Consider the following 26,228-nt stretch of genomic DNA (forward strand, 5'->3'; position numbering starts at 1 on the left):
AGCTGGGCATGAGCATCGTGGAGCCGGGACAGCTGGGCGCGCGGCTCACCGCGCGAGTGCGGGCGATTCTCACCGCGCCGTCGGCGACCTGGGACGAGATCGAGCGTGAGCCCGCCAGCCCGGCGAGCCTGTATCTGACCTATGTCATGCCGCTGGCCGCGATCGGCCCGGTGGCCGGGTTCATCGGCGCGGTGGTGTTTGGCAATCCCAAGGACGGGGTGTCGTTCCGGCCGCCGGTGCTCAACGCGCTCGGGGCTGGGATCGCGGCCTATCTGACGACCCTGGTGGGGGTCTTCCTGTTGGCGGTGGTGATCAATACCTTCGCGCCGTCGTTCGGGGCCAAGCGGGACCAGGTCCAGGCTCTGAAGGTGGCGGCCTATTCCGGCACCGCGGCGTGGCTGGCCGGCATCTTCCTGATCTTCCCGCCCTTCGGCCCCCTGGCGTACCTGGCCGGCATCTACAGCCTCTATCTGCTCTATCTGGGCCTGCCCAAGCTGATGAAGTCGACGCCCGGCAAGACGGCGGCCTATGTGGTGCTGGCCGTGGTGGCCGCGATCCTCATCAACCTGGTGGTGACGGCGGTGATCCAGCCCATCAAGCGGATGGGCGAGGAGTTCGGCGCCGCCGCGGCGGTGACCTCGCCTGGCCGCGCGGTCGACATGGGCAGGCTGGAGGCGGCCGGGGCGCAGGTCGCCGCCGCCGCCGAGCGCGCGCGGGTCACCGAACCCACCGACCCCGAGGTGCTCAAGACCTTCCTGCCGGCCAGCGCGGCTGGCTACCCGCGCACCGCCATGCGAGCCGGCAGCGTGGGAACCAGCGGGGGCGCTGGCGCCTCCGCGGAGGCCAGCTACGCCAAGGGCGATGGGACCTTCATGCTCACCATCACCGACCTGGGGGAGGCCGGCGCCCTGGCCGGGATCGCCACGGCCTTCAACGTCCAGTCCTCGACCGAGAGCGGGCGACGCTATGACCGGATCGGCCAGACGCCGGAGGGGCGGATGAGCACCGAGTCCTTCGACAGCGCCTCGAAGCACGGCAGCTACAGCCTGCTGGTGGCCGAGCGGTTCATGGTCCAGGCGGAGGGGGACGCGGTTCCCATGGCCAGCCTGAAGGCGGCGGTCTCAGGGATCGACATGGCGCGATTGCAGGTGCTGGCGAAGCCTAGACCTGCCCCAGATAGACCCGCTCCGCCCGCGGGCTGAGCCGGACCAGGCATTCGTGGGCCACGGTGCCGGCGGCGGCGGCGAGGTCGTCGATGTGGGCGTTGGGGCCCATCAGCTCGACCATCTCGCCCAGGCTGGCGGGCGTGTCGCCGATATCCAGCAGGATCAGGTCCATGGTGACGATCAGGAACGGCCGCAGGGCGCCGGCGAACCAGCCCTGGCCGGTCTGCTTGGCGGCGCGGACCAGGCCATCGGCATAGCCGGCGGCCACCACGGCGACGCGGGTCGGGCGCGAGACGATGCGGCTGGAGCCGTAGCCGACGGTCTCGCCGGCCTGGATGTTGCGGATGTCGAGGATGGGAGCCTCGAAGGTCGCCACCGCCTTCAGCCGGGGATCGGGGCGCTCTTCGGGCCCGCCGCCATAGAGGCTGACACCCGGGCGGACCATGTCGAAGCGGTAGTCCTCGCCGAGGAAGATGCCCGCCGAGGCCGCGAAGCTGGCCCGCGCGTCGGGGAACAGCTTGCGCGCGGCGACGAAGCGTTCGAGCTGGCGGCCGTTGCGGGGGTCGCGGGGCTCGGGCGCGGAGCCCAGGTGGCTCATCACCAGGCCGATATCGAGATGGGCCAGGCGGTCACCGGACTGGGCCAGGGCCGCGGCCTGGTCGGGGGTGACGCCCTGCCGGTTCATGCCGGTGTCGATGTGCAGGGCGACGGGCAGGGCGCGGCCGAGAGTCGAGGCGTAGCTGCTGGCGGCCTCCACCTGGGGCACGCTGGTGAGAGACGGCGTGAGACCCGCGGCGACCAGGCGCGGGCCCGTGCCGCCGGTCATGCCGTCCAGGACATAGATGGTCGCCGGCCGCTCAGGCCCGAGGGCCTCGCGCAGGGCCTCGCCCTCGGACAGGCGCGCGACGAAGAAGCTGCGGGCGCCCTCGGCCCACAGGCGGCGGCAGATCGGTCCGGCGCCCAGGCCATAGCCGTCGCCCTTCACCACCGGCGCGGACTCCGCGCCCGGAGCCTGAGCGCGCAGGACGCCGTAGTTGTGGGCCAACGCGTCGAGATCGACGGTCAGGCGCGCGGAGGAGGGGAGAGCCATTGGCGCTCCCTTAGAGGCTAGGCGCGGCGAGGGAAAGCCGGTTCAAGCGCCGGGGTCAGTCGCGGCTGTGCTGGTCGTAGCGGTTGGGGTCGCGGGCCAGGTTTCCGAACTTGGTCAGGTCGGAGTTGAAGGCCAGTTTGACGGTGCCGATGGGGCCGTGACGCTGCTTGCCGATGATCACCTCGGCCTGGCCGGCCACCTGGTCCATCTGGTCCTGCCAGGTGAGATGTTCGGGGGTGCCTTCGCGGGGCTCGGTGCGGGAGAGGTAGTATTCCTCGCGGTAGATGAACATCACGCAGTCGGCGTCCTGCTCGATCGAGCCGGATTCGCGGAGGTCGGAGAGCTGGGGCTTCTTGTCCTCGCGGTTTTCCACCTGGCGGGAGAGCTGGGCCAGGGCGATGACCGGGACGGAGAGCTCCTTGGCCAGGGTCTTGAGGCCCTGGGTGATGGCGCTGACCTCCTGCACCCGGTTGTCCAGCTTGCCGCCGCCACCGATGGTGACCAGCTGCAGGTAGTCCACCACGATCAGGTCCAGGCCCACCATGCGCTTCAGGCGGCGCGCACGGGCGGCCAGCTTGGCCATGGTGATGCCGCCGGTGTCGTCGATATAGAGCGGCGCGTCCTGGATCTCGAGGGCGGCGTCACGCACCCGGCCGAACTCCACGGCGTCGATCTCGCCCTTGCGCAGGCGGTCGCCGGAGACGCCGGAAACCTCGGCCAGCATACGCATGGCCAGCTGGTCGGCGGACATTTCGAGCTGGAAGAAGGCCACCACGCCACCGGAGACGGTCTTCTTGGTGCCGTCCGGCTGGGGCTCCCAGGCGTAGTTGCGGGCGACGTGGAAGGCGATGTTCACGGCGAGCGCGCTCTTGCCCATGGAGGGGCGGGCGGCCAGGATCAGAAGGTCGGAGGGGTGCAGGCCGCCCAGCTTGGCGTCCAGGTCGATGAGGCCGGTGGAGAGGCCGGCCAGGCCGCCGTCACGGCTGTGGGCCTCTGCGGCCATGGTGACGGCGCCGTGCAGGGCCTGGGACAGGGGCACGAAGCCCTGGCTGGCGCCGCCGCTCTCGGCCAGCTGGTAGAGTTGCTGTTCGGCCGCCTCGATCTGGTCGCGGGCCGAGGTTTCTTCGTCAGGCGCGGTGGCGGTGGTGGCGATGTCGCCGCCGATGCGGATCAGGTCGCGGCGCAGGGCCAGGTCGTAGATGGCCCGCGAGTAGTCCGGGGCGTTGGCGGCCGGCGGGGCGCGGTCCACCAGATCGGCCAGATAGCGGATGCCGCCCAACTCCTCGAAGGCCGGGTCGCGGCCGAACTGCTCGGCCAGCAGGATCGGCTCGGCCAGCTGGCCCTTGCGGACATGGGTCTCGATGGCGGCGTAGAGGCGGGCATGGAACGGTTCGTAGAAGTGCCGGGCCTGGAGGTAGTCGCCGATCCGTTCGAAGGTGGCGTTGTCATAGAGGACGGCGCCCAGCAGGGCCTGCTCGGCCTCGATATTGGCCGGGGCGTGGGGGATCGCCGTGTCGTTGTGGGCGGGGCGGAGATCGAGAGCGGGAACGAGGGCCATGGGTTACCGATAGCTTAACGACGGGGCCCCGACAGTGTGGCGAGATGGCCTACGCACAGGAAATCCGGCGCCTGTGGATGACCTCAGTCTGGGTAGGGTCAGCGGCCGGAATCTAACGCATCGGGACGCCGGATTCAGCCCCCGCTCTGAAGGGCTGCGACCGGATTTGTCGGAGACAAAAGGAAACGGCGCGGAACCTCAGGTTCCGCGCCGTCGCCAGATCGGTAGAGGTCGGGAGCCTTAGCTCTCGACGTAGTCGCCTTCGTGCGAACCGGCGCCGCCGGCCAGCATGTCCTGGGCGGCTTCCTCGGCCGCGACGCGATCTTCCTCGAACTGCGAGTTGACCACGTCCTCGCCGCGGGCTTGGCGCTCGGCCTCGTCCTGGCTGCGGGCGATGTTGAGGGTCACCGAGACGATGACCTCGGCGTGCAGGACGACCTTCACCGGGTGGAGACCCAGGGTCTTGATCGGCTTGTCGAGGGCCACCATCGAGCGTTCCAGCTTGCCGCCGGCCGCATTGACGATGTCGGCGACGTCACGGCCGGACACCGAACCGTAGAGCTGGCCGCTTTCGCCCGCCTGACGGATCAGGATGTAGGACGTGCCGTCCAGGCCATCACCGGTCTTGCCGGCTTGTTCCTTGGCCTTCTGGTTGCGGGCCTCGATGTCGGCGCGCTGGCCTTCGAAGACCTTCAGATTGGCGGCGTTGGCGCGGAGCGCCTTTTGACGGGGCAGGAGGAAGTTGCGCGCGTAGCCGTCCTTGACGGTGACCACATCGCCCAGAAGACCCTTGCCTTCGACGCGTTCGAGCAGAATGACTTTCATGTGCCTGTCTCCCTACTTCACGACGTAGGGGAGGAGGGCCAGGAAGCGGGCGCGCTTGATGGCCTTGGCCAGTTCGCGTTGCTTCTTGGCCGACACCGCGGTGATGCGCGAGGGCACGATCTTGCCGCGTTCGGAGACGTAGCGCTGCAGCAGCTTCACGTCCTTGTAGTCGATCTTCGGCGCGCCGGCGCCCGAGAACGGGCAGACCTTGCGGCGACGGAAGAAGGGGCGGCGCTGGCCACCGGCGGCGGGCGCGCCGGCGGTGGTGGCTTCGGAGGTTTCGTCGGTCATGTGATGATCCTCCCTTTCTTAAGCTTGGAAGCTGTCTTCGCGGCGCGGTTCGCGCTCACGATCACGGTCGCGACGGGCCAGGACCGGCGAGAGCTCGAGGTCGAGCTCCTCGACGCGGACCGTCAGGTGGCGCAGCACATCTTCGTTGAGAGACAGCTGGCGCTCCATTTCCTTCACCGCCGGCGCCGGGGCGTCGATGGAGATCAGGGAATAGTGGCCCTTGCGGTTCTTCTTGATGCGATAGGTCAGGTTGCGAAGGCCCCAGTACTCGATCTTCGCGACCACGCCGCCACCCTCTTCGATGAGGGCCTTGATCTGGTCATTGAGGGCTTCGGCCTGTTGCGGCGAGATATCCTGCCGCGAGATAACGACGTGCTCGTAGAGCGCCATGTTTTCCTTCTTCCGTTGTGGAGGCGGCGCTTTCGTCGGCGGAAGCCCGGCGAAAACGATGGATCTCAATGCGGCGCGCGGGAGGTTCCCGCGCCTTTTACGTTCCGACTTGAGACCGCCGTCCGTGAAGAGGCGGGCAGATACGGGAAAACTGCTTGTTTCGCAAGCCTTTCCCCGCCGCGCCTACTTCTTCTGCTTGGCCTTCCAGGCTTTCAGCGCGGCCAGGGTCTGGTTCACGTGATCGTCGGCCTTGAGGTTGTCGTAGGCCAGCAGGACCGTGCCGTCGGGCGCGATCACGTAGGAGGTGCGGGCCGAGAGGTCCACCGGGGCCTTGATGCCGGCCATCTTCATCGGCGAGTCGTAGGACTTGGCGATCTTGGCGCCCGGATCGGCGGCGACGGGGAACTTGCCGCCGCAGGTCGCGGTGTCGGCGGAGAATTCGGCCAGGCGTTCGACCTTGCCGGCGGTGATCCCGATCAGGGTCGCGCCCTGAGCCTTGAAGTCGTCGGCCGCCTCGGAGAACAGGTGGGCCTCAAGGTTGCAGCCGCCGGTATAGGCCGAGGGGAAGAAGTACATCACCACGGGCCCCTTCTTGCGGGCCGCGGCCATGTCGAAGGTGAAGGGCTTGCCCGCCAGATAGGCCGGGGCGGTGAAGTCGGGCGCCTTGGAGCCGACGGCCAGGTCGGCGAGCGCCGGGGTCGCGGCAGCGGTGGCGGCCAGGAGGGCGAGGGCGATCAGGCGTTTCATGGGTCGTTTCTCCAGGGTTCGGTGATCATACGAACTGGACGGCGCTTTGTCTTCGCAGCATAGCGGACCAATGAAACCGATGCTGCCCGCGCGCGCCGACCAGATCCTGGCCGACGCCATCCTTCCCGAGCTGCCCAACCATTACCGGGGCAAGGTGCGCGACACCTACGACCTGGGCGACGGACGACTGGTGATCATTTCCAGCGACCGGCTCTCGGCCTTCGACGCCATCCTGGCGGTGATCCCCTACAAGGGGCAGGTTCTGACCCAGACGGCGCGGTTCTGGTTCGACGCCACCGCCGACATCTGCCCCAACCACGTCCTGGCCTATCCCGACCCCAATGTGGTGGTGGGGACGCGACTGGACATCCTGCCGGTGGAAATTGTGGTGCGCGGCTATCTGGCCGGGACCACGGGCACCTCGATCCTGACGCTCTATAAGAAGGGCGAGCGGGAGATGTATGGTCACAGGCTGCCCGACGGCATGGCCGACAATCAGAAGCTGTTCACCCCGATCATCACGCCCACCTCCAAGGCCTATGACGGCGAGCACGACGCGCCGCTGACCCCGGCCGAGATCGTCGAGCAGGGGCTGCTGAGCGCCCTGCAGTGGGAGACGCTCTCCAGGTACGCCTTGGCCCTCTTCGCCCGCGGTCAGGAGATGGCGGCGGCGCGCGGCCTGATCCTCGTGGACACCAAGTACGAGTTCGGCGTCGACACCAACGGCCAGATCATCCTGGCCGACGAGATTCACACGCCTGACTCCAGCCGCTACTGGTTCGCGGAGACCTATCCCGAGAAGTTCGCCAAGGGTGAGCGGCCCGACAGCTTCGACAAGGATTTCGTGCGGTCCTGGGTCGCGGCGCGCTGCGACCCGTACAAGGACCCGATCCCGGAAATCCCGGCGCAGATGATCGACGAGACGGCGCGGGTCTATATCCAGGCGTTCGAGACCATCACCGGCCAGACCTTCGAGGTCGATGCGGGGGACGAGCCGATCCTGGCGCGCATCCGCAGGAACCTAGCGGTCTACACCCCGGCCTAGAAAATCTGGGAGAGCGTGGGGTCGCGTGGCCGGAAGGAATCCGTCATGGTCCCGCTCCATGCAAAACGAACCTTTTTTCAAAAGGGACGGTCAATTTTACGTCCCGCTTCCGTCCTGCCGTGGTCCCTGGAATCCTCAGTCCCTGCACGGCCGCGTCATCGTCGGCCTGCTTGGTTTCGAGATCGAGGCCAAGCACGGCAGCCCTGATTTCATGCCGGCCCGCCTGACGGTGGACATGTACCGGCTGCCCGGCTTCGATCCGATTGAGGTCAAGACCACGGTGGTCCGTGACGGCAACCGCATCCGGGTGGTGGACGCTGAGTTCATCTCCGGCGGGGTCAGCATGGCGCGCGCCTCGGTGCAATTCCTGAAGCGCACCGAGAATTCGCCGGGCGAGTCCTGGCATCGCCCCGACTGGGACGCCCCCAAGCCCGCCGACATCGAGCCCCCCACCGACGGACGCCAGGGTATGGGCGGCATGTGGGCCATGCGCCCGATCACCGGCGGCTTTGGCCAACCCGGTCCGCGCAAGACCTGGATGAGCGAGGTTCGCGAGATGGTGGAGGGGGTTCCCCTGACGCCGTTCCAGCGGGTCTCCCTGGCGGCGGATTTCTCCAGCCCCTTCGCCAATTCCAGCACCGAGGGACTCGGCTACATCAACTCCGACGTGACGGTCTATCTGCACCGTTTGCCGGTCACCGAGTGGATCGGGTTCGAGGTCGCCGACCACCACGCCACCGACGGCGTGGCGATCGGCGAATGCTGGATGTACGACGAGCAGGGGCCGATCGGTCAGGCCTCCTGCGCGGCCCTGGCCCAGCGCCGGCTCACCCCTGGGGCGCCACCGCCGGCGAAGGCGTAGCCGGGACTGCGGGCGCCGGTGTCACAGCCGGCGCGGCAGGCGCGGCCTGAATCGGCGCGGCCTCTACCGGCGGGGTCTCGACCTTCGGGACGGGCGCCGTCGTCCGGCGCGCGCTGAGGATCTTGACCGGGGGCTTCAGCATCTCGCCCTTCATGACACCGACCCCGGCGTTGGGGTCGCGCGGCTTGACGAGGATCTTGCGGACCACGTCCATGCCCTCGACCACGTAGCCGAAGGCCGCGAAGCCCAGATTGTCGCCCTTGGCCTTGGGGCTGGCGTCCAGATAGGTGTTGTCGCCGACGCAGATGAAGAAGTCCGAGGTGGCGCTGCCCGGCGCGAAACGGCCCATGGAGATGGCGCCGTCGGTGTGGGACAGGCCGGTCCGGGTGGTCGGCTCGTGGCCGATGGGCTTCATCACCTTGGCGGGATCGTTCTGCAGGCCGCCCTGGATGGAGCCGTAGTCGTCGGCGGTGTAGCCCTTGGGCCGGGAGGCCCGGTAGAAGGTCGCCCCGTCATAACGCTTGCTGTCGGTGTAGCGCAGGAAGTTGGCCACCGTGACCGGCGCCTTGGCCTGCTCCAAGGCCAGCACGATCGCGCCCACCGGGGTGGTGAGCTTCACATAGACCACGCCCGGCGCGGCGAGCGCCGGGGAGGCGGCCAGCGCCGCGGCCCCGGTCAGGAAGGTTCTGCGTTGCAGGATCATCCGATCCGGCTCCCCATGCCGCCGTCCACGGGCAGGATCGCCCCGGTGATGAAGCCCGCCTCGTCAGAGGCCAGGAAAAGCGCCGCATAGGCGGTGTCCCAGGCGTTCCCCATCTTGCCCCCCAGCGGAACCCGAGCGTTGCGGGCGGCGCGGACCGCCTCCTGCTCCTGGCCGCTGGCCTGGGCGATGCCGGCCACGGCCATCGGAGTGTCCATCAGGCCCGGCATGATGGCGTTGCAGCGGACGCCCTTGGCCGCATTGGACTGGGCGACGCTGGTGGTCAGGCGGTTTACCGCCGCCTTGGAGACCTCGTAGGCCACCTGATTGCCGCCAGCGATCCCGGCCAGGGACGAGATGTTGACGATAGCCCCGCCGCCCTGCTCACGCATCGTCGGGATGGCGGCCTTGATGGTCAGCCACATGCCCTTGAGGTTGACCGACAGGATGCGGTCGAAGGCGGCCTCCTCGACCCGATGGGCCGGACCGTCGCCGCCGCCGATCCCGACATTGTTGACCAGGATGTCTATGCGGCCCAGGCGCGCCTTGGCGGCCTCGATCATGGCCTCGACGTCGCTGGCCTTGGTGACGTTGGCGGTGAAGGCGGTGGCCTTGCCGCCCTCGGCCACGATCATGGCGGCGGTCTCCTCGGCGCGCTCGGCGACGCGGTCGACGCAGAGCACCTCCGCGCCCTCGCGGGCGAACAGGATCGACATCGCCCGCCCATTGCCGATGGTCTCGCCCGGCGTCTGGCCGGCGCCGACAACGATGGCGGTCTTGCCCTTCAGGCGGCCCGTCATGCTCAGAACCCCTTCAGGTCGGGGTCGAGGGTCTGGCCCTCATCGAGCTGCACGCCGAAGGAGTTGAGGATCATCGAGACCTGGGTGTACTGGCCGGCGGTGAACACCACGTCCATGCACTGCTTGTCGCTGAAGTGGGCCTTCAGGGCCGCCCAGGTGGGGTTGGTGATGAACTGGTCATGGTGAAGTTCGTCCGAGGCCCTCAGCAGGGCCTGGTCGGCGGCGCTCCAGCCCGGAGCGTCGGCGCCGACCTTGATGGCCTCGCACTCCTGCGCGGTCAGGCCCTCGCGCTTGCCGATCGGCACGTGCTGGGTCCACTCGTAGCCCGCCTTGCAGAGATAGCCGATGCGCAGGACGACGATCTCGCGCTCGCGACCGGGCAGATCATTGCGGCGCGACAGCACGTAGTTGCCCCAGGCCAGGAAGCCCTTGGCCGCCTTGGGGGCGTTGACCATGGTGCGGAAGATGTTGAGCACGCGTCCCGTGGCCACCATGGGGGCCAGGACCTCGGTCTGGGCTTCATCGAGCTTGCCGAGGTCGACCGGAGCGATCCGGGGTTGGGTCAGGCGCATGCAGGTTCCTCCGCAACGCCTTACGTGGCGTCATTGCGGGCATCTTACCGGAGCGCCCGCGCGGCCTGTCAAACGAATGTTCGGCGAAGGTTCAGCCGAAGTCGCCGGACCGGATCACGAAGGGGATCATCTGCGCCAGCAGCAGGATGCCAAAGCCGATCAGCAGGATGCGGCCGAACCATTTGCGGCGGTTGGCGGCCTTGAGGTCCTCGGGCGTGGGCTCAGGTTGGTCGGTCATGTGGCGCGGCCTATCACGCCCATGTCATCGCCCGCAACGGAGCTGTCGGCGGATTGTCTGGTCTATGCCTCGGGAAAGGCGCATGATGCCTGCGTCGATCTCTGCCGCGCAACGCTCTTAAGCCCTCTCGCTCAGCGCGCGGAACTTTCGAAGCCGACCCTCTCAGACCTCGATGGCCCGCCGGGCTCTTCCGGCGAGCCTACGCATCTCTCGGAGGCTGTCATGGCGACCGGTACTGTCAAATGGTTCAATTCCACCAAGGGCTTCGGCTTCATCCAGCCGGCTGACGGCGGCAAGGACGTCTTCGTCCACATCTCCGCCGTCGAGCGTTCGGACCTCAACGGTCTGAACGAAGGCGACACGGTTTCCTACGACATGGAGCGCGACCAGCGCTCCGGTAAGGAAAGCGCCGTCAATCTGAAGTCGGCCTAAGACGATAAGGGGCCGGCGCGATCCTCGCGCCGGCCCCGGTCTTTTACGCGGCGTTCGCGCTGACGGGAGCTGCCCATGTCCATGGCCGATCTGATCCCCACGCTCGACGACGAAGGCCTCGCCAACCTGCGCGCCAACGCCCAACGCCTTGAAAGTTCCGACGTCGCCCGCCAGGCTGAGCAAGCTTCCGCCCTGCTGCCGCTGATCGACGCCGAACTGGCCGAACGCCTGTCACGCGTTCCGCCCAAAGCCCCGCCTAAGCCCCGCGCCAAGAAGGTCGTCGCCCTAGCTGAAGCGGATGACGACGATGAGTCCTGAGCGCATCTCTAGATAGCGCGTTGATCTAAAAAGCAATTTCCCGTGGAATTGGGGCGCACTTTGTCGCACCCACCTGGGGAATTAAGCTTTCGGAAAGCACGTGGCCGGCAATCAGATAACATGGTTTGCCCTCCGGAATCTGAGCGCCTGTCGCCCTCGAGCCTGATCTTCATTGGGCTGATCTCCCTAGCGAGCGTGATTGTCGCCACTCTGCTCGGCGCGCGCCCTCTCGATCCCCATGAAGCGGCGGGCGTTTTCCCGCCGTGGTGGGGCGGTGAGGCAAGCCTGGTGGCGGCCTCCGACGCTGGCGCGGTGCTGGCGGTCGGAACCCTTCCCTTCATCATCATTGTGCGCACCCCCGGCGCCGACGCGGCCGCGCGTCTGCGGGCCGCCGGCGCGCTGTTTTCCATTCACCCCGGTCCGGTCGCCCCCTGCGCCGTCTAGGAGTCACCATGTTCGAGTCGATTGAAGATCAGCGCCGGTTCGCAGATCGCCTTGTGGTGATCATGCTGTGGATGATGGTTCCGCTCACCGCGATGATCAGTTTCCTTGAAAAGGCGCCCTGGTTCGGCCTTGTCCTCGCCTCCGCGGGCCTAGCCGGCGCGGTCACCCTCTTCTGGCGCTTGAGCCCGAAGGGCCCCGGCGTGCGAATGGCCGCCGCCGCCGCCCTGATGGGCTCGGTCTCCGTGCTGGTGGCGGCCTTCGCCGGCAAGCCTTGGCAGGTCGATATGCACATGGCCTATTTCGCCGCCCTGGCGGTGCTGATCGTCTCCTGCGACTGGCGGGCGATCGCCGTCGGCGCCTCGGTTGTGGCTGTCCACCACCTGTTGCTGAGCTTTGTGGCGCCGGCCCTGGTGTTCCCTGGCGGCGGGGACCTGGGCCGCGTCATCGTCCATGCCGCGATCCTGGTCATCGAGGCCGCCGTGCTGATGTCGGCCGCCTTCAATATCTCTGGGATGTTCGCCCGCTCGAGCGCCGCCCTGGCCGCGGCCGCCCAGGCTCGGCAGGTGGCGGAGGACTCCGTCAAGCAGGTTGAGGCCGCCCGCCTGGCCGAGGGAGCCGCGGCGCGGGACCGCGAAGTCTTCCAGAAGACCGTCGAGGAGGATGCCGTGGTGGTGGTGGACGGCCTGGCTCGGGGCTTGAAGCAGCTGTCCGAAGGGGATCTGACGGTTCGCATTCCCCAAGCCTTCCCGGCGAAGTACGAAACCCTGCGCGTGGACTTCAACGCCGCCTCCGAGCGGCTGGAACAGGCCCTGGCCGGCATGGTCGCCTCGGCGCAGATCATCCGCAACGGCTCGGCCGAAATCTCCACGGCGGCCGACGACCTTTCGCGTCGCACCGAACAGCAGGCGGCCGGGCTCGAGGAAACCGCCGCGGCCTTGGACGAGATCACGGTAACCGTGCGCAAGACCGCCAGTGGCGCCAAGTCGGCCGCCGATGTGGTCCTGGCGGCGCGAGGAGACGCTCAGAACAGCGGCGACGTCGTGCAGCAAGCCGTCCTGGCCATGGGCGAGATCGAGAACTCTGCGCAGCAGATCAGCCAGATCATCGGGGTGATCGACGAGATCGCGTTCCAGACCAACCTGCTGGCGCTCAACGCCGGGGTCGAGGCGGCCCGAGCCGGTGAAGCCGGCCGCGGCTTCGCCGTGGTCGCTTCCGAGGTGCGGGCGCTCGCCCAACGCTCAGCCGAGGCGGCCAAGGAGATCAAGGCCTTGATCAGCACCTCCACCGCCCAGGTGAGTTCCGGCGTCCAACTCGTCGCCCAGACCGGTGAGGCGCTGCAACGTATCGTCGGACGTGTGGCCGAGATCGACGGCTTGGTCACCGAAATCGCGGCCAGCGCCCAGGAGCAGGCCGTGGGCCTCGCCGAGGTCAACACCGCGGTCAATCAGATGGATCAGATGACTCAGCAGAACGCGGCCATGGTCGAGCAGTCCACGGCGGCGAGCCACGGGATGTCTTCGGAGGCCCAGAACCTGGCCGCCTCGGCCGCGCGCTTCCGGGTGGGCGACGGCGCCGTCGAGGGCCGGCCGCGCCGTCGCGCAGCCTGACGGTCAGGCAGCGAATATCCAGTCTCCGGTGAGCCCGCTCGCCAGGACCCCCACCAAGACGATCTGACCCCCGCCGACCATGGAGATAATCGCGTCGGGGCCGGCCTGGCCCAGAGTCCAGCCCGTGCCGGCGTCCAACTGAATGCGGTCGCCCTCGGCGCGGCTGAAGTCGACAATCCGGTCGAGGCCGGCCGCACCCCAGGCGTGGAAGACGTCCGCGCCAGCGCCGCCGCTGACAGTGTCGTCGCCGAGATCGCCGGACATCCAATCGTCGCCGGCCCCCCCGGAGATGCTGTCGGCGCCCTGACCGCCGCGCACCCAGTCTCGGCCATCGCCGCCATCCTGGGTGTCATTCCCCAGGTTGCCGTAGACCACGTCGTCGCCGGCGTCGCCGAACAGGCGGTCATTGGCCTGGCCGCCGACCACCCAGTCGGGGCCATCGCCGCCGCGGGCGGTGTCGTCGCCCTGGTTGCCGTTGATGTCGTCGAAGCCCGCGCCGCCGATCAGGCTGTCGTCGCCGGAATCGCCGCGCAGGTAGTCGTCCGCCGCGCCGCCATCCAGGGTGTCGGCGCCGAGGCCGCCGGCGATGTTGTTGGCGACGCTGTTGCCGTTGATCTGGTCGGACCCTGAGCCGCCGATGGCGTTCTCGATCACCGCGCCCACGGCCACGGCCACATTGCCGGTCAGGCCCCCGACATTGGAGAAATAGCCCGCGCGCAGGTCGATGATCTGGTTCTGGTTGAAGCCGGAGAAGTCGAAGGTGTCGCGGCCGCCGGCGTCCCAGACGGCGAAGACCACCCGACTGCTGCTCGACGCCGCCTCGAACCAGGGCCGCGCGGCGTTGGCATTGAAGCCGTAGGTGGTGTCCCCCAGGCGGGTGCTGGTGTTGGGGCCATATTCCAGCTGGGCGGCGGCGATGTCGTCCAGCATGGGGGCCGCGGAATAGACTCCTCCGAAGTAGCCTCCGGTGTTGCTCTCGCTGAAGTAGCTCATCACCGTGTATTGCCGGCTGTCCTCGGCGTAGTCGGCGCTGGAACTGTAGGTGGGAGAGGTGTTGTCGCTGGCGTCATAGTCGCTGGGGTGAGACAGGCCGATGGCGTGGCCAAGCTCGTGCACCAGCACCGACCCACCGTAGTTTCCGATGGTGGGATTCACGTTGTAGCCCGAGCCGCTGTAGACCCAGACATCACCGGCATTTGACGAGGCGCTGGTCTGGCCGGGATAGAAGCTGAAGGCCGACGCCCCCTCGATCCCGCCGGAATAGTTGGAGAACAGGATGCTGGCGGAATTGCTGTAGGCGGCCTCGCCGCTGGCGCCTGAGCCCACGCGCACGAAGGTGATGTTCGCCGCGTCCGACCAGCCCTTCAGGATCAGTTCGGCGGTGGTGATCTGGTTGGTGTTGAACCGGCTGAACCCCGTGGCGTCCTCGGGCATGCTGCTCGGTCCATCGGCGCGGAACCCGTAGGTGACCGTGAAGCCGACGCCGAGCGCGCTGGACCACCCGGGCTCGCCCCCCACCAGGCGGTTCGCGGCCTCGGCGACGGTAAAGCTCTCCTTGCCCCCGGCGGACCCGCCACGGGCGTCCGCGGACTGGAAAGCTTGGGGCGCGGTGTCGGTGTCGATCGCGAAGGCGAGAGGGGGCGGATCACCAGATAGGGTCAGGGTCATCGAGAGGTCACCACACTACAAGCTCCCCAACTTGCGACTCCCGTACGAGGCCGGCAGAGTGCTCGCAACATAGAACGCCGGGTTGCGACGTTTTCCCGCAGGTTTCAAAGGCTTAGCTGTAAGACCTTGTTATCTTAGGTTCATCTTCACGCGGCCGTTGGATCGAGTATCCGCGTCAATCGTTTCGCCAGTTCTAACCGGATCGGAGGCGGCCATGGCCACGGCGAAACTCACCCGCTACCAGCAGATGCGGGACTTCGGACAGACGGCGGAGCCCTCCGGACGCGACGCCAAGGTGGTGGCCTCGGACCGTCTGCGCTTCGTCATCCAGAAGCACGCCGCCACCCGCCTGCACTTCGACCTGCGCCTTGAGCATGACGGAGTGTTCAAGTCCTGGGCGGTGACCCGTGGCCCGTCCCTGGACCCCGCCGACAAGCGGCTGGCCGTGGAGGTGGAGGATCATCCGCTGGACTATGGCGACTTCGAGGGGACCATCCCCAAGGGGCAGTACGGCGGGGGCACGGTGCAGCTCTGGGATCGCGGCTACTGGGCGCCGGAGCCCGGCATGGAGGATGTCGACAAGGCCCTGAAGAAGGGCGAGCTGAAGTTCGTCATGGAGGGCGGGCGGCTGCACGGCTCGTGGGTGCTGGTCCGCCTGCGCGATGACGCCAAGTCCAAGCGCCACAATTGGCTGCTCATCAAACACCGCGATGATGCCGCCGTGGAAGGCGAGGGCGGGGCGCTGGCCGCCGAGGACCGCTCGATCGCCTCAGATCGCACCATGGCCCAGATCGCGGCGGGGGAGGGTCGGTCCGCGCCGCCGTTCATGACCGCATCCAGGACCGCGGCCGACGCCGTCTGGCAGAGCCGCCGCAACGCCAATTCCAACGCCGCAGCCTCGCCCAAGGTCGCGAAGGCCAAGTCAAAGGCCGCCGTGGCCCTGCCCGCCTTCGTGGAGCCGCAGCTCTGCAAGTCGCTGGAAAAGCCCCCGCAGGCTGCGGGGTGGGCGCATGAGATCAAGTTCGACGGCTACCGCATGCAACTGCGCACTGTGGGCGGAAAGGCCACCCTGAAGACCCGCAAGGGGCTCGACTGGTCGGCCAAGTTCAAGGCGATCGTGAAGGCTGGAACCAGCTTCCCCGACAGCATCATCGACGGCGAGGTGGTGGCGCTGGACCACACCGGCGCGCCGGACTTCGCGGCCCTTCAGGCGGCGATGTCCGAGGCGAAGACCGACGACCTGATCTTCTTCGCCTTCGACCTGCTGTTCGTGGAGGGCGAGGACCTGCGCGCCTTGCCGCTGTCGGCGCGCAAGGACCGGCTGAAGGCCGTGCTGGCCAAGGCGCCGGCCAACATCCGCTATGTCGACCACTTCATCACCGCGGGCGATGCGGTCCTGCAGTCGGCCTGCCGGATGGACCTGGAGGGGATCATCTCCAAGCGGATCGATGCGCCGTACCGCTCGGGACGCAGCGACACCTGGGCCAAGTCCAAGTGCCGCCAGGGCCATGAGGTGGTGATCGGCGGCTGGACCACCACCGGCGACGCCTTTCGCTCGCTGATCGCGGGGGTCTATCGTGACGGTCACCTGGCCCATGTCGGCCGGATCGGCACCGGCTTCGGTCGCGACAAGGTCGAGCGCCTGATGCCCAAGCTCAAGGCCCTGGAGACCGGCAAGAGCCCGTTCAGCGGCAAGGGCGCGCCGAAGACCGCCGCCGGGGTTCACTGGGTGAAGCCCGAACTGGTGGCCGAGATCGAATATGCCGGCTTCACCGGCGACGGCTCGATCCGGCAGGCGGTCTTCAAGGGCCTGCGCGCCGACAAGCCCGCCCAGGAGGTGGAGGCCGAGGTTCCCGCGCCCGCGGAGAGCGCCGACCTGACCGAGCCGACGCCGAAGGCCGTGGTCTCCAGGACATTGACCCCCAAGGGCTCGGCGGTCGTGATGGGGGTCACCATCTCCAGCGCCGACAAGGCGTTGTGGCCGGACGCACGCGACGGAAAGCCGGTCACAAAGCTTGATCTGGCCAACTATTACGCGGCGATGGCCGATGTGATCTTGCCCCACATCAAGGGGCGGCCTTGCTCGATCATCCGCATGCCCGACGGCATCACCGGCGGCGAAACCTTCTTCCAGCGCCACGCCTCGCGCGGCTCGTCGTCCCTGTTCACTGAGGTGGAGGTGACCGGCGACCACAAGCCCTACCTGGAGATCGACCGGCCTGAGGCCCTGGTCGCCGCGGCCCAGATCGGGGCGGTGGAACTGCATCCGTGGAACTGCGAGCCCTTCAAGCCGGAGGTTCCGGGGCGGTTGGTGTTCGACCTGGATCCCGCGCCGGACGTCGACTTCGACGCGGTGATCGAGGCGGCGCGGGAGGTGCGCGACCGGTTGGAGGACCTGGGCCTGGTCAGCTTCTGCAAGACCACCGGCGGCAAGGGATTGCACGTGGTCACGCCCCTCAAGGCGGGGAAGATCGACTGGCCCACCGCCAAGGCCTTCGCCCGCGACGTCTGCAAGGCCATGGCCCTGGAGGCGCCGGACAAGTTCCTGATCACCATGGCCAAGAAGGACCGGGGCGGCCGCATCTTCCTCGACTATCTGCGCAACGACCGGATGGCGACGGCGGTGGCGCCATTCTCGCCGCGCGGCCGCGAGGGTGCGCCCGTCTCCATGCCACTGACCTGGGGCCAGGTGAAGAAGGGCCTCGACGCGGCCAAATATACGATCCGGACTGTGCCCGGCTTGATGAAGAAGCTCACGGCCTGGGAGGACTACTTTGAGAGCGAGCGGCCTCTGGCGACGGCGATCAAGCGGTTGGGGAAGGTTTGAACAACCCCGTCATCCCGGACGGCCGACAGGCCGATCCGGGACCCAGAGGCTCAGCGCACCGCCCCTGGGTCCCGGCTCTCCGCTGCGCTGCGGCCGGGATGACGTGTGGTTAGGCTCGCTTCTTCGCGGGAGAGTGCTTAGCCGCCGCCTTCTTGGCGGGGGGCTTCACCGCCTTCGCCGGAGCCTTCTTGTCGCCGGCCAGACTGCGGCGCAGGGCCTCCATGAGGTCAATGACCTCGGCGCCCTTGGGCTCCTCGACGGTCACCTTGCGGCCGGCGCCCTTTTCCTGGATCAGGGCGCGCAGGGCTTCCTCGTAGTGGTCTTTGAACTCCGAGGGATCGAAGTCGCCCTCCTGCTGCTCGATGATCTTGGCGGCGATCTCGATCATGTTCTTGTCGGCCTTCACCTCGGGGATGTCGTCGAAGAAGCTCTCGGGCGTCTTGACCTCATCGAAGGTGCGCAGGGTGTAGGCCACCAGGCCCTTGCCGCGCGGCTCCATGGCCAGCATCCGCTCGCGCTGGTGCATGACCAGGCGGCCGAGCGCGATCTTGCCGGCCTTCTCCATGGCCTCGCGGATGACGGTGAAGGCCTCCACCGCCACCTTGCCGTCCGGGACCAGGAAATAGGGGTCGTTCCAATAGAGGCGGTCGATCTCCGCGGCGTCGACGAACTTGTCGATGTCGATGGTCCGGGTGCTCTCCAGCCGGACGCTGTCGATCTCCTCGGGGGTGACCACGACATAGTGGTCCTTCTCGATCTCGTAGCCCTTGACGATATCGGCGCGGTCCACCGGCCCGGTCTCCGGATCGGTGGGGATCATCCGGATACGGTTGTGGGTGGTCTTGTGCAGCATGTTGAAGGACACATCGCCGGTCCGGCTGGTGGCCGTGTAGAGGGCCACCGGACAGGAGACGAGCGAGAGACGCAGGTGTCCCTGCCAGGTTGGACGCGCCGCCATGGAACCCTCCGAGAAATTCGAAGGATGAACGCGGCAGGCGGCGCTGTGTTGCCTAGAGCGCGGCCGTAAAGAAGCTCACCACCTCACCGCGGGCGGCCTCTGCCGCTGTCTTGTTGAATTCCATCAGCACCGGACCGCCTGCGCCGTTGTGGGCGAAGGGGTCGTTGATGGTCTGGGGCGGCAGGTCGCGGTCGAAGCCGTGGGTGGCGCCGGGATAGGTGACGTTGCGGACCCGGGCCGTGCCCTGGGCCGCCAGGGTGGCGGCCAGTTTCGCCCCGGCGTCCGGGTGGTCGTAGGTGTCGATGTCGCCGGTCTGGATCAAGATCGGCGCGCCGGTGAGTTCGGTCAGCGCCATCCTGGGATCGGCAGTGTAGGCGTAGCAGACAGGATAGTGGGCGGCGTGGGCCTTGAAGCCCTCCAGCTCACCGCGTAGCGGGTCGGCCCGGCCCTTCGTGGCGCTGAGCAGGGTGACAACCCCGCCCCAGGAGAAGCCGAGGATGCCGATGCGGGCCGCGTCGATCTCCGGCTGTTCGCCCAGGAACTCCAGGGCGGCGAAGGCGTCCGGAAGGGTCTCCATCGGCGAGCGCGGACGCCCGGCCGCGCCGCGATTGGTGCTCCGTGCCGCCCACATGTCGATCTCCAGGGTGGCGAGGCCGGCGGCGTTGAGGGCGCCGGCATAGTACTCGCCGCGCCCGTCCACGCCGTCGGAGCCGTGGCAGATCAGAACCGCGCCGACGGGAGCGCCTGGGTCACGCGGAGTCCGCAACAGGCCGGCGACGTTGAGGCCGGCGGGGGTGGGAAAGCTGACGAAGGAGGTTCTCAACGGCCGGGCTCCACCAGGATCTTCACGTGGGATTCAGGATCGCCGAGGGTGACAAAGGCTTGCGCCACTTCGGAAAGGCCGACCTTGCCGGTGACCACTCGGCTGACGTCAATCACCCCCTCGGAGATCTGGTGCAGGGTGTGGGCGAACTCCTCGGGGGAGTAGCCGAACACGAAGGTGAGTTCGATCTCCTTGGTGATGGCGATGGCCGGTTCGATCTTGTCGGTCTCCATGCAGACGCCGGCCACCACGATCTGGCTGCCGGCGGGGCTGGCCTCGATCAGGTGCTGCAGGATGCCCGGCGAGCCGACGCACTCGAAGACCACGGGCTGGCCGAAGGTCTTGCCCATCATGCGGGCCATGTTCTGGGCGGCGCGGGCTGTGGGCACGCCAAAGGCCTCCCAGCGGGCGTGGGGGCTCTCGGTCGCCGGATCGATCACCAGGTCGGCGCCCAGCATCTCCGCGGCGGCCCGGCGGCGGGGGGAGTAGTCGGCGGCGATGACCGGACCGTGGCCCTTGGCCTTCAGCCCGGCGATCACCGCCAGACCGACGGGGCCGCAGCCGATCACCAGGCTGACGCTGTCCTTGTCCAGCCGCGCCTTGGCCACGGCGTGGGCGCCCACGGCGAAGGGCTCGGTGAGGGCGGCCTGGTCGGTGGGCAGGCCGTTCTTGACCTCCAGCAGCATCATTTCCGACAGGATCATCCGCTCGGCGAAGCCGCCGGGCAGGTTGTTGGAATAGCCCAGCAGCTCGACGCCGGTCCCGGTGATGGTGGCCGGCACGCTGACCACGCGGGTTCCGGGCTTCAGCAGGCCGGTGGTTCCGGGACCGTGCTCCAGGATCTCGGCGCAGAACTCGTGGCCGAAGACCGTGTCGGCGGTGGGGTCGAAGCCGCCGCCCATCGCCCCGCCGTCCCCGCCACCGCTGGCGCGGCGCGAGGTTTCGATCATGTGTTCCATGTGGTGAAGGGCGTGCAGGTCCGACCCGCAGATGCCGCAGGCCAGGGTCTTGACCAGCACCTGGCCAGCGCCGGGGGTCAGTTCCTCGATCTCATCGCAGACCAGTTGCTTGTTGCGGCGGATGACGGCGCGCATGGCGTTCCCTCCCAGGGTTTGGGACAGCTTGCGGGGCGGACGCGTCGATTTCCAGCCTGTCGTGGCGGAATGCGGGCCGCCTTGCCCGCCGGGGCGCAATCCCCTAACCCTCCGCCCTTGAATCAAGTGGCGCCAACGCGCGCCGAAGGGAGCCCCAGATGAGCCTCGCCTTTCTCTTTCCCGGTCAGGGCAGCCAGGCCGTGGGCATGGGCGCCGATCTCGCCGAAGCCTTCGCCAGTGCGCGCGAAGTGTTCCAGGAAGTCGACGACGCCCTTGGCCAGAAGCTGTTCAAGCTTATGAAGGAGGGGCCGGAGGACCAGCTCACCCTCACCGAGAACGCCCAGCCGGCCCTGATGGCCGTCAGTCTGGCGGTCAGCCGGACCCTGGAGAAGGAATTCAAGATCGGCATCGACAAGGCCGCCTTCGTGGCCGGCCATTCGCTGGGGGAATACTCGGCCCTGGCCGCCGCCGGCGCCATCAGCCTGGCCGACACCGCGCGCCTGCTGAAGCTGCGCGGCCAGGCCATGCAGCGGGCCGTGCCGGTGGGTGAGGGGGCCATGGCCTCCCTGATCGGTCCCAAGAGCGACGTGGCCCTGGCCGAGGAAGCCGCGAAGGCGGGTTCGGCCTTCGGCGTCTGTGTCGTGGCCAACGACAACAACAACGGCAATGTGGTGATCTCCGGCGCCAAGGCCGCCGTGGACGCGGCCATTGAGAAGGCCAAGGAGCTGGGCGCCCGCGCCATTCCGCTGAACGTCTCGGCGCCCTTCCACTGCCCGCTGATGCAGCCGGCCGCCGACGAGATGGCCAAGGCGCTGGGGGCCGCGACGATCCTGGCCCCCCGCGCGCCGCTGGTGGCCAACATCACCGCCCGTCCGACCCTCGACCCCGAAGAGATCCGCCGCCTGTTGGTGGACCAGGTTACCGGCCGGGTCCGCTGGCGCGAGAGCATGCTCTGGCTGGTGGAGGCGGGCGGGGTGACGCGCTTCGCCGAGGCGGGCGCGGGCAAGGTGCTGTCGGGCATGGCCAAGCGCATCGCGCCGGACGCCGAGGCCACGCCGCTGAATACCCCTGCCGACCTTGAAGCCTTCGCGAGCAGCCTCTGATGTTCGACCTCACCGGAAAGACCGCCCTCGTCACCGGCGCCACCGGCGGCATCGGCGCCCATATCGCCCGCGCCCTGCACGCCCAGGGCGCCCATGTGGTGCTGTCGGGGACCCGCGAGCCCGTCCTGGCCGAGTTGGCCAAGGAACTGGGGGAGCGCACCTCCATCGCGCCGGCCAACCTGGCTGACGCCGAATCAGTGGACGGCCTGATCGCCAAGGCCGAGGCGGCCGCCGGCAATCCGCTGGACATCCTGGTCGCCAACGCCGGCATCACCAAGGATGGCCTGCTGATGCGCATGAAGGACGAGGACTGGGAGTCCGTCCTGAAGGTGAACCTGGAGAGTTACTTCCGACTCAGCCGGGCCGCCATGCGGGGGATGATGAAACGCCGGGCCGGGCGGATCATCGGCATCACCTCGGTGGTGGGCGTGATGGGCAACCCAGGCCAGGCCAATTACGCGGCCTCCAAGGCCGGCATGATCGGGTTTTCCAAGGCCCTGGCGCAGGAGGTCGCGACCCGCGGGATCACGGTCAATTGCGTCGCCCCGGGCTTCATCGAGAGCCCGATGACCGACGCCCTGAACGAGGCCCAGAAGGCCCAGATCCTGTCGACAATCCCCGCCGGCCGGCTTGGCCTGGGGAGCGATGTGGCCGCGGCGTGCGTTTACCTGGCCAGCGATGAAGCCGCCTACATGACGGGGCAGACCCTGCATGTGAACGGCGGCATGGCGATGATCTAACCTGTTGGCCTCCGCCAACTGAACATGCTACGGCCACGCCCGAAGCGGTTGGGCCAAGGCCGAAATCGAAGCTCCGTACCGGTTGACAACATGTCGGCGGTCACGGATGGATCAAGTGACTAATTGAGGAACTAAACCTGATGTCCGACATCCTCGAGCGCGTGCGTAAGATCGTCATCGAACACCTCGACGCCGATCCGGAGAAGGTCACCGAGAAGGCGAGCTTCATCGACGATCTGGGCGCCGACAGCCTCGACAACGTCGAACTGGTGATGGCCTTCGAAGAAGAATTCGATATCGAAATCCCCGACGACGCGGCGGAGCACATCCAGACCGTTGGCGACGCGGTGAAGTTCATCGGAGAACGTCTGGGCGCCTAAGGCCCAGAGTTCGTTCAAGATTTGACCGCCGCGACGCTCATATGAGCCGCGGCGGTCTGCGTTTTGGAGCTTCCCCATGCGTCGAGTCGTGGTCACCGGCATCGGTCTGCTGACCCCCTTGGGGCAGGGGACCGAACATTCCTGGCAAGCGTTGCTGGCGGGCAAGTCCGGCGCGGGTCGGGTCACGACCTTCGATCCCACCGACTATGGCTGTCAGGTGGCCTTCGAGGTCCCGCGCGTTGACGGACGTGGCGGCGGTGGGCCCGACATCGCGGGCTCCTTCGACCCCGACCAGACCATGAGCACCCGCGACCAGCGCCGGGTGGACGACTTCATCCTCTACGCCATGGCCGCGGCCGACGAGGCGGTGAAGGATTCCGGCTGGGTTCCGGAGACCGACGAGGACAAGGAACGCACCGGGGTCATCATCGGCTCGGGGATCGGCGGCCTGGCCACCATCGAGAAGAACGCCATCGAACTGCACGAGAAGGGACCGCGCCGCATCGGCCCATTCTTCATCCCCTCGGCGCTGATCAACCTGGCCTCGGGCCAGGTCTCCATCCGCTACGGCTTCAAGGGTCCCAACCACTCGGTGGTGACGGCCTGCGCCACCGGCGCCCACGCCATCGGTGACGGCGCCCGGCTGATCAAGTACGGCGACGCCGACATCATGATCGCCGGCGGAGCCGAGGCGGCGATCTGCCCGGTGGGAATGGCCGGCTTCATCGCCGCGCGCGCCATGTCGACCAACTTCAACGACCAACCCACCAAGGCCAGCCGTCCCTATGACAAGGACCGCGACGGCTTCGTCATGGGCGAGGGCGCGGGGGTGGTCGTTCTCGAAGAGTACGAGCACGCCAAGGCGCGCGGCGCCAAGATCTACGCCGAGGTCGTGGGCTACGGCCTGGCCGGCGACGCCTACCACATCACCTCGCCGGCCGAGGACGGCGACGGCGGCTTCCGCGCCATGAAGATGGCGCTGAAGGACGCGGGGATCTCCCCCAACCAGATCCAGTACGTCAACGCCCACGGCACCTCGACACCGATGGGCGACGAGATCGAGCTGGGCGCCGTCACCCGGCTGATGGGCGACCATGCCAAGGACATCTCGATGTCGTCGACCAAGTCGGCCACCGGCCACCTGCTGGGGGCCGCCGGCGCCATCGAGGCGGCCTTCGCCTGCCTGGCGATCCGCGACCAGATCGCGCCCCCGACCCTGAACCTGGACAATCCCTCGGTGGAAACGGTCATCGACCTGATCCCGCACAAGGCGAAACCGATGGCGATTGAATACGCCCTGTCCAACAGCTTCGGCTTTGGCGGCACCAACGCCTCGGTCGTGTTCAAGAAGGTCACGTGAGCCAGAGGCCCCGAGCTCCCAAACGGAACGGAGGCCTCTCCCCCATGCGCAGGCTGATGATCATGCTGCTGAGCGCGGCGGCGACCCTGGCCGTGGCGGCGATGCTGGTGGCCGTGTGGGTGGCCTGGTCCTTCCAGGGTCCCGGCCCCGCGGCCAAGAGCGGCGAGATGACCACGGTGATGCTGCGCCACGGCTCCAGCCTGCCCGAGATCGCCTCGACTCTCGCCCATGAGGGGGTGATCCGCTCGGCCCCGATCTTCGTGGCCGCCGCCCAGGTCACCGGCGCGGCGCGGCGGCTGAAGGCCGGCGAGTACGAGTTCGCCAGCCGGACCTCGATGGCCAGCGTCCTGGCCGACGTGCGCGACGGCAAGATCATCCGTCACCAGATCACCATTCCCGAGGGCCGGACCAGCGAGATGGTGGTGGAGGCCCTGGCCGCCAAGACCGACCTGACCGGGGTGGCCGCCGCCCCGCCGGAGGGCTCGATCCTGCCGGAGACCTATCAGTACGAGCGCGGCGAGGACCGGTCGGCGGTGCTGCGCCGGATGATGGACGCCCGCGACCAGCTGATCGCCTCGCTCTGGGCCAAGCGCCAGCCGGACCTGCCCTTCACCACCCCGGAGGAGGCGATCACCCTGGCCTCCATCGTGGAGAAGGAGACCGGCAAGGCCAGTGAACGGCCCCGCGTCGCGGCGGTGTTCATCAACCGCCTGCGCCAGGGCATGCGCCTGCAGAGCGACCCGACAATCATCTACGGCATCACCCAGGGCCGGCCGCTGGGCCGCGGCATCCGCGCCTCGGAGCTGGCGGCGGAGACGCCCTACAACACCTACGCCATCAACGGCCTGCCGCCGACCCCGATCGCCAATCCCGGCCGGGCGGCGATCGCCGCGGTGCTGGACCCGCCCAAGACCACCGAGCTCTTTTTCGTGGCTGACGGCACGGGCGGACACGTCTTCGCCTCGACGCTCGCCGAGCACAACGCCAACGTCGCCAAGTGGCGCGCCATCGAGCGCACCCGCGGCGCGGCGGCCTCCAACGAAACCTCGACCCTGGCCGGCGAGGCGCCGGTGGACGCCCCGGCCGTGACGGTGGAGCCGTGATCCAGCGTCCCCGGGTCCCTTCTCCCCTTGCGGGAGAAGGTGGCCCTGCGGAGCAGGGTCGGATGAGGGGTCGCGCCGGCCTGTCCGGCCTGTGTGTCGCCGCGGTGTTCGTCGGGGGGAGCGCGACCCCTCATCCGTCGGGCCTTCGCCCGACACCTTCTCCCGCAAGGGGAGAAGGACGGCCGTTCGAGGTTTCATAATGCCCCTCTCCGGCATGACGGGGTTCGGCCGTTCCGAAGGCGCGCACGGCGACTGGAGCTGGTCGGTGGAGGCGCGGTCGGTGAACGGGCGCAATCTGGAGATCCGCTATCGCGGGGTTCCCGGGTTCGACGCCCTGGACCGGGTGGCGCGCGAGGCGGCGCAGGCGCGGTTCCAGCGGGGCAATGTGACCATCGGGGTGACCGGCAAGCGCAGCGACAGCGGCGGCAAGGTCACCATCAATCTCGACCAGATCGAGCGCTACCTGGCGGCCGGCGCGCCGCTGGTGGCCGACGGGCGGGCGACGACGCCCTCCCTGGATGGCCTGCTGGCCCTGCGCGGCGTCATCGAGGCCGGTGAGGCCACCGACGATCCCGAGACCCTGGCCGCGGTCGAGGCGGCCATGACGGTGAGCCTGAACGCCGCCCTCGACGCCCTGCTGGCCAACCGGCGGGAGGAGGGCGCGTCGCTGGCGCCGGTGCTGGCGGGCCAGATCGACCGGGTCGCGGCCCTGGTCAGCCAGGCCGAGACCGAGGCCGCCGGACAGTCGACCGCCATCAAGGAACGCTTCGAGCGCCGGATGAAGGAACTGGCCCCCGACACGCCGGGCCTGGCCGACCGCATCGTGGTGGAGGCCGCCGCCCTGGCCGTGAAGGCCGACGTCCGCGAGGAACTGGACCGGCTGGCCGGCCATGTGGACGCCGCGCGGTCGCTGATGGCCGGCGAGGGGCCGGCGGGACGTCGCCTGGACTTCCTGACCCAGGAGTTCATGCGTGAGGCCAACACCCTGTGCTCCAAATCGGCCCTGCCGGGCTTGACGACCGTGGGGCTGGACCTGAAAGCCACCATCGAGCAGTTCCGCGAGCAGGTGCAGAATGTGGAATAGGCC

The 26,228-nt window shown here is 68.3% G+C and carries 28 protein-coding genes and 1 pseudogene; 14 read left to right on the plus strand and 15 right to left on the minus strand.

Going from position 1 to position 26,228, the window contains the following annotated elements; translation table 11 throughout:
* Positions 1-8 precede the first annotated feature (8 nt).
* Positions 9-1,202, plus strand: coding sequence for a Yip1 family protein (locus Q7J39_RS12805; protein WP_304825448.1), 1,194 nt, complete (start codon positions 9-11; stop codon positions 1,200-1,202).
* On the opposite strand, the gene alr is transcribed toward Q7J39_RS12805, so the two are convergent.
* From alr to Q7J39_RS12835, 6 genes are all read right to left on the minus strand, one after another.
* A complete protein-coding gene (alr, locus tag Q7J39_RS12810) occupies positions 1,162-2,256 on the minus strand; it encodes an alanine racemase (RefSeq protein WP_304825450.1) in 1,095 nt (364 codons plus the stop codon). The two genes, Q7J39_RS12805 and alr, sit on opposite strands and share 41 nt — an antisense overlap.
* Positions 2,257-2,311: 55 nt before the next feature.
* Positions 2,312-3,814: a replicative DNA helicase gene (locus Q7J39_RS12815; protein ID WP_304825453.1), complete on the minus strand. Its 1,503-nt coding sequence runs from the start codon at positions 3,812-3,814 to the stop codon at positions 2,312-2,314.
* Between the two features lie 240 nt (positions 3,815-4,054).
* On the minus strand, positions 4,055-4,639 hold the full coding sequence (gene rplI, locus Q7J39_RS12820) for a 50S ribosomal protein L9 (protein ID WP_304825456.1): 585 nt from the start codon (positions 4,637-4,639) through the stop codon (positions 4,055-4,057).
* Positions 4,640-4,651: 12 nt separating this feature from the next.
* Positions 4,652-4,930: a 30S ribosomal protein S18 gene (gene rpsR / locus Q7J39_RS12825; protein WP_215340908.1), complete on the minus strand. Its 279-nt coding sequence runs from the start codon at positions 4,928-4,930 to the stop codon at positions 4,652-4,654.
* Between the two features lie 18 nt (positions 4,931-4,948).
* Entirely contained in the window at positions 4,949-5,320 is a 372-nt protein-coding gene (rpsF, locus tag Q7J39_RS12830; RefSeq protein ID WP_304774756.1) for a 30S ribosomal protein S6, read from the minus strand.
* 183 nt (positions 5,321-5,503) lie between these two features.
* Complete coding sequence (locus tag Q7J39_RS12835; protein ID WP_304825459.1) at positions 5,504-6,067, minus strand: peroxiredoxin; 564 nt, start codon at positions 6,065-6,067, stop codon at positions 5,504-5,506.
* A 79-nt stretch (positions 6,068-6,146) separates the two neighbouring features.
* On the opposite strand from Q7J39_RS12835, the gene Q7J39_RS12840 reads away from it, so the two are divergent.
* Both Q7J39_RS12840 and Q7J39_RS12845 read left to right on the plus strand, forming a co-directional pair.
* Positions 6,147-7,112, plus strand: a complete 966-nt coding sequence (locus tag Q7J39_RS12840; RefSeq protein ID WP_304825633.1) for a phosphoribosylaminoimidazolesuccinocarboxamide synthase — start codon at positions 6,147-6,149, stop codon at positions 7,110-7,112.
* 58 nt (positions 7,113-7,170) lie between these two features.
* Positions 7,171-7,974: a thioesterase family protein gene (locus Q7J39_RS12845; protein ID WP_304825462.1), complete on the plus strand. Its 804-nt coding sequence runs from the start codon at positions 7,171-7,173 to the stop codon at positions 7,972-7,974.
* On the opposite strand, the gene Q7J39_RS12850 is transcribed toward Q7J39_RS12845, so the two are convergent.
* From Q7J39_RS12850 to Q7J39_RS12865, 4 genes are all read right to left on the minus strand, one after another.
* Positions 7,940-8,677 carry a peptidylprolyl isomerase gene (locus Q7J39_RS12850; protein ID WP_370690063.1) on the minus strand — a complete coding sequence of 246 codons (738 nt, stop codon included), beginning with the start codon at positions 8,675-8,677 and terminating at the stop codon, positions 7,940-7,942. The genes Q7J39_RS12845 and Q7J39_RS12850 overlap by 35 nt on opposite strands.
* Positions 8,674-9,474 carry an SDR family NAD(P)-dependent oxidoreductase gene (locus Q7J39_RS12855; protein WP_304825465.1) on the minus strand — a complete coding sequence of 267 codons (801 nt, stop codon included), beginning with the start codon at positions 9,472-9,474 and terminating at the stop codon, positions 8,674-8,676. Before Q7J39_RS12855 ends, Q7J39_RS12850 begins: the two co-directional genes overlap by 4 nt.
* A 2-nt stretch (positions 9,475-9,476) precedes the next feature.
* Positions 9,477-10,046 (minus strand): carboxymuconolactone decarboxylase family protein, encoded by a 570-nt coding sequence (locus tag Q7J39_RS12860; protein ID WP_304825468.1) that lies wholly within the window; start codon positions 10,044-10,046, stop codon positions 9,477-9,479.
* A gap of 91 nt (positions 10,047-10,137) precedes the next feature.
* Positions 10,138-10,284: a hypothetical protein gene (locus tag Q7J39_RS12865; RefSeq protein WP_304825471.1), complete on the minus strand. Its 147-nt coding sequence runs from the start codon at positions 10,282-10,284 to the stop codon at positions 10,138-10,140.
* Between the two features lie 222 nt (positions 10,285-10,506).
* Between Q7J39_RS12865 and Q7J39_RS12870 the strand changes: the two genes are divergently transcribed.
* The 4 genes from Q7J39_RS12870 to Q7J39_RS12885 all read left to right on the plus strand — a co-directional run bounded on the left by Q7J39_RS12870 (position 10,507) and on the right by Q7J39_RS12885 (position 13,085).
* A complete protein-coding gene (locus Q7J39_RS12870; protein WP_215340899.1) occupies positions 10,507-10,716 on the plus strand; it encodes a cold-shock protein in 210 nt (69 codons plus the stop codon).
* 81 nt (positions 10,717-10,797) lie between these two features.
* A complete protein-coding gene (locus Q7J39_RS12875; protein ID WP_304825474.1) occupies positions 10,798-11,034 on the plus strand; it encodes a hypothetical protein in 237 nt (78 codons plus the stop codon).
* Positions 11,035-11,154: 120 nt separating this feature from the next.
* On the plus strand, positions 11,155-11,478 hold the full coding sequence (locus Q7J39_RS12880) for a hypothetical protein (protein ID WP_304825477.1): 324 nt from the start codon (positions 11,155-11,157) through the stop codon (positions 11,476-11,478).
* Between the two features lie 8 nt (positions 11,479-11,486).
* The gene (locus Q7J39_RS12885) at positions 11,487-13,085 is read left to right on the plus strand and encodes a methyl-accepting chemotaxis protein (RefSeq protein WP_304825480.1); all 1,599 of its coding nucleotides are present in this window, start codon (positions 11,487-11,489) and stop codon (positions 13,083-13,085) included.
* Between the two features lie 3 nt (positions 13,086-13,088).
* Here Q7J39_RS12885 and Q7J39_RS12890 read toward each other — a convergent pair whose 3' ends face one another.
* Entirely contained in the window at positions 13,089-14,753 is a 1,665-nt protein-coding gene (locus Q7J39_RS12890; protein ID WP_304825483.1) for a M10 family metallopeptidase C-terminal domain-containing protein, read from the minus strand.
* Between the two features lie 214 nt (positions 14,754-14,967).
* On the opposite strand from Q7J39_RS12890, the gene ligD reads away from it, so the two are divergent.
* On the plus strand, positions 14,968-17,580 hold the full coding sequence (gene ligD, locus Q7J39_RS12895; protein WP_304825486.1) for a DNA ligase D: 2,613 nt from the start codon (positions 14,968-14,970) through the stop codon (positions 17,578-17,580).
* Here the strand turns inward: ligD and Q7J39_RS20900 are convergent.
* The 4 genes and pseudogenes from Q7J39_RS20900 to Q7J39_RS12910 form a co-directional block, all read right to left on the minus strand.
* A pseudogene (locus Q7J39_RS20900) lies at positions 17,574-17,681 on the minus strand (hypothetical protein); the annotation flags it as partial. The gene ligD and the pseudogene Q7J39_RS20900 sit on opposite strands and share 7 nt — an antisense overlap.
* 8 nt (positions 17,682-17,689) lie before the next feature.
* The gene (locus Q7J39_RS12900) at positions 17,690-18,538 is read right to left on the minus strand and encodes a Ku protein (protein WP_304825491.1); all 849 of its coding nucleotides are present in this window, start codon (positions 18,536-18,538) and stop codon (positions 17,690-17,692) included.
* A gap of 52 nt (positions 18,539-18,590) precedes the next feature.
* Positions 18,591-19,361 carry a dienelactone hydrolase family protein gene (locus Q7J39_RS12905; protein ID WP_304825496.1) on the minus strand — a complete coding sequence of 257 codons (771 nt, stop codon included), beginning with the start codon at positions 19,359-19,361 and terminating at the stop codon, positions 18,591-18,593.
* Positions 19,358-20,455, minus strand: coding sequence for a zinc-binding dehydrogenase (locus Q7J39_RS12910; RefSeq protein WP_304825499.1), 1,098 nt, complete (start codon positions 20,453-20,455; stop codon positions 19,358-19,360). The genes Q7J39_RS12905 and Q7J39_RS12910 overlap by 4 nt, the downstream gene beginning before the upstream one ends.
* A gap of 158 nt (positions 20,456-20,613) precedes the next feature.
* On the opposite strand from Q7J39_RS12910, the gene fabD reads away from it, so the two are divergent.
* The 6 genes from fabD (at position 20,614) to Q7J39_RS12940 (ending at position 26,225) form a co-directional block, all read left to right on the plus strand.
* Positions 20,614-21,558: an ACP S-malonyltransferase gene (gene fabD / locus Q7J39_RS12915; protein WP_304825502.1), complete on the plus strand. Its 945-nt coding sequence runs from the start codon at positions 20,614-20,616 to the stop codon at positions 21,556-21,558.
* Complete coding sequence (gene fabG / locus Q7J39_RS12920; protein WP_304825505.1) at positions 21,558-22,298, plus strand: 3-oxoacyl-[acyl-carrier-protein] reductase; 741 nt, start codon at positions 21,558-21,560, stop codon at positions 22,296-22,298. Before fabD ends, fabG begins: the two co-directional genes overlap by 1 nt.
* 140 nt (positions 22,299-22,438) lie before the next feature.
* On the plus strand, positions 22,439-22,678 hold the full coding sequence (locus Q7J39_RS12925; protein WP_056019455.1) for an acyl carrier protein: 240 nt from the start codon (positions 22,439-22,441) through the stop codon (positions 22,676-22,678).
* Positions 22,679-22,754: 76 nt separating this feature from the next.
* A complete protein-coding gene (gene fabF, locus Q7J39_RS12930) occupies positions 22,755-24,038 on the plus strand; it encodes a beta-ketoacyl-ACP synthase II (protein WP_304825508.1) in 1,284 nt (427 codons plus the stop codon).
* 44 nt (positions 24,039-24,082) lie between these two features.
* Positions 24,083-25,141, plus strand: a complete 1,059-nt coding sequence (gene mltG, locus Q7J39_RS12935) for an endolytic transglycosylase MltG (protein ID WP_304825512.1) — start codon at positions 24,083-24,085, stop codon at positions 25,139-25,141.
* Between the two features lie 199 nt (positions 25,142-25,340).
* Positions 25,341-26,225, plus strand: coding sequence for a YicC/YloC family endoribonuclease (locus Q7J39_RS12940; protein WP_304825515.1), 885 nt, complete (start codon positions 25,341-25,343; stop codon positions 26,223-26,225).
* Positions 26,226-26,228: the final 3 nt, after the last annotated feature.

The sequence above is a fragment of the Phenylobacterium sp. genome, from assembly GCF_030651185.1.
Taxonomy (GTDB): domain Bacteria; phylum Pseudomonadota; class Alphaproteobacteria; order Caulobacterales; family Caulobacteraceae; genus Phenylobacterium.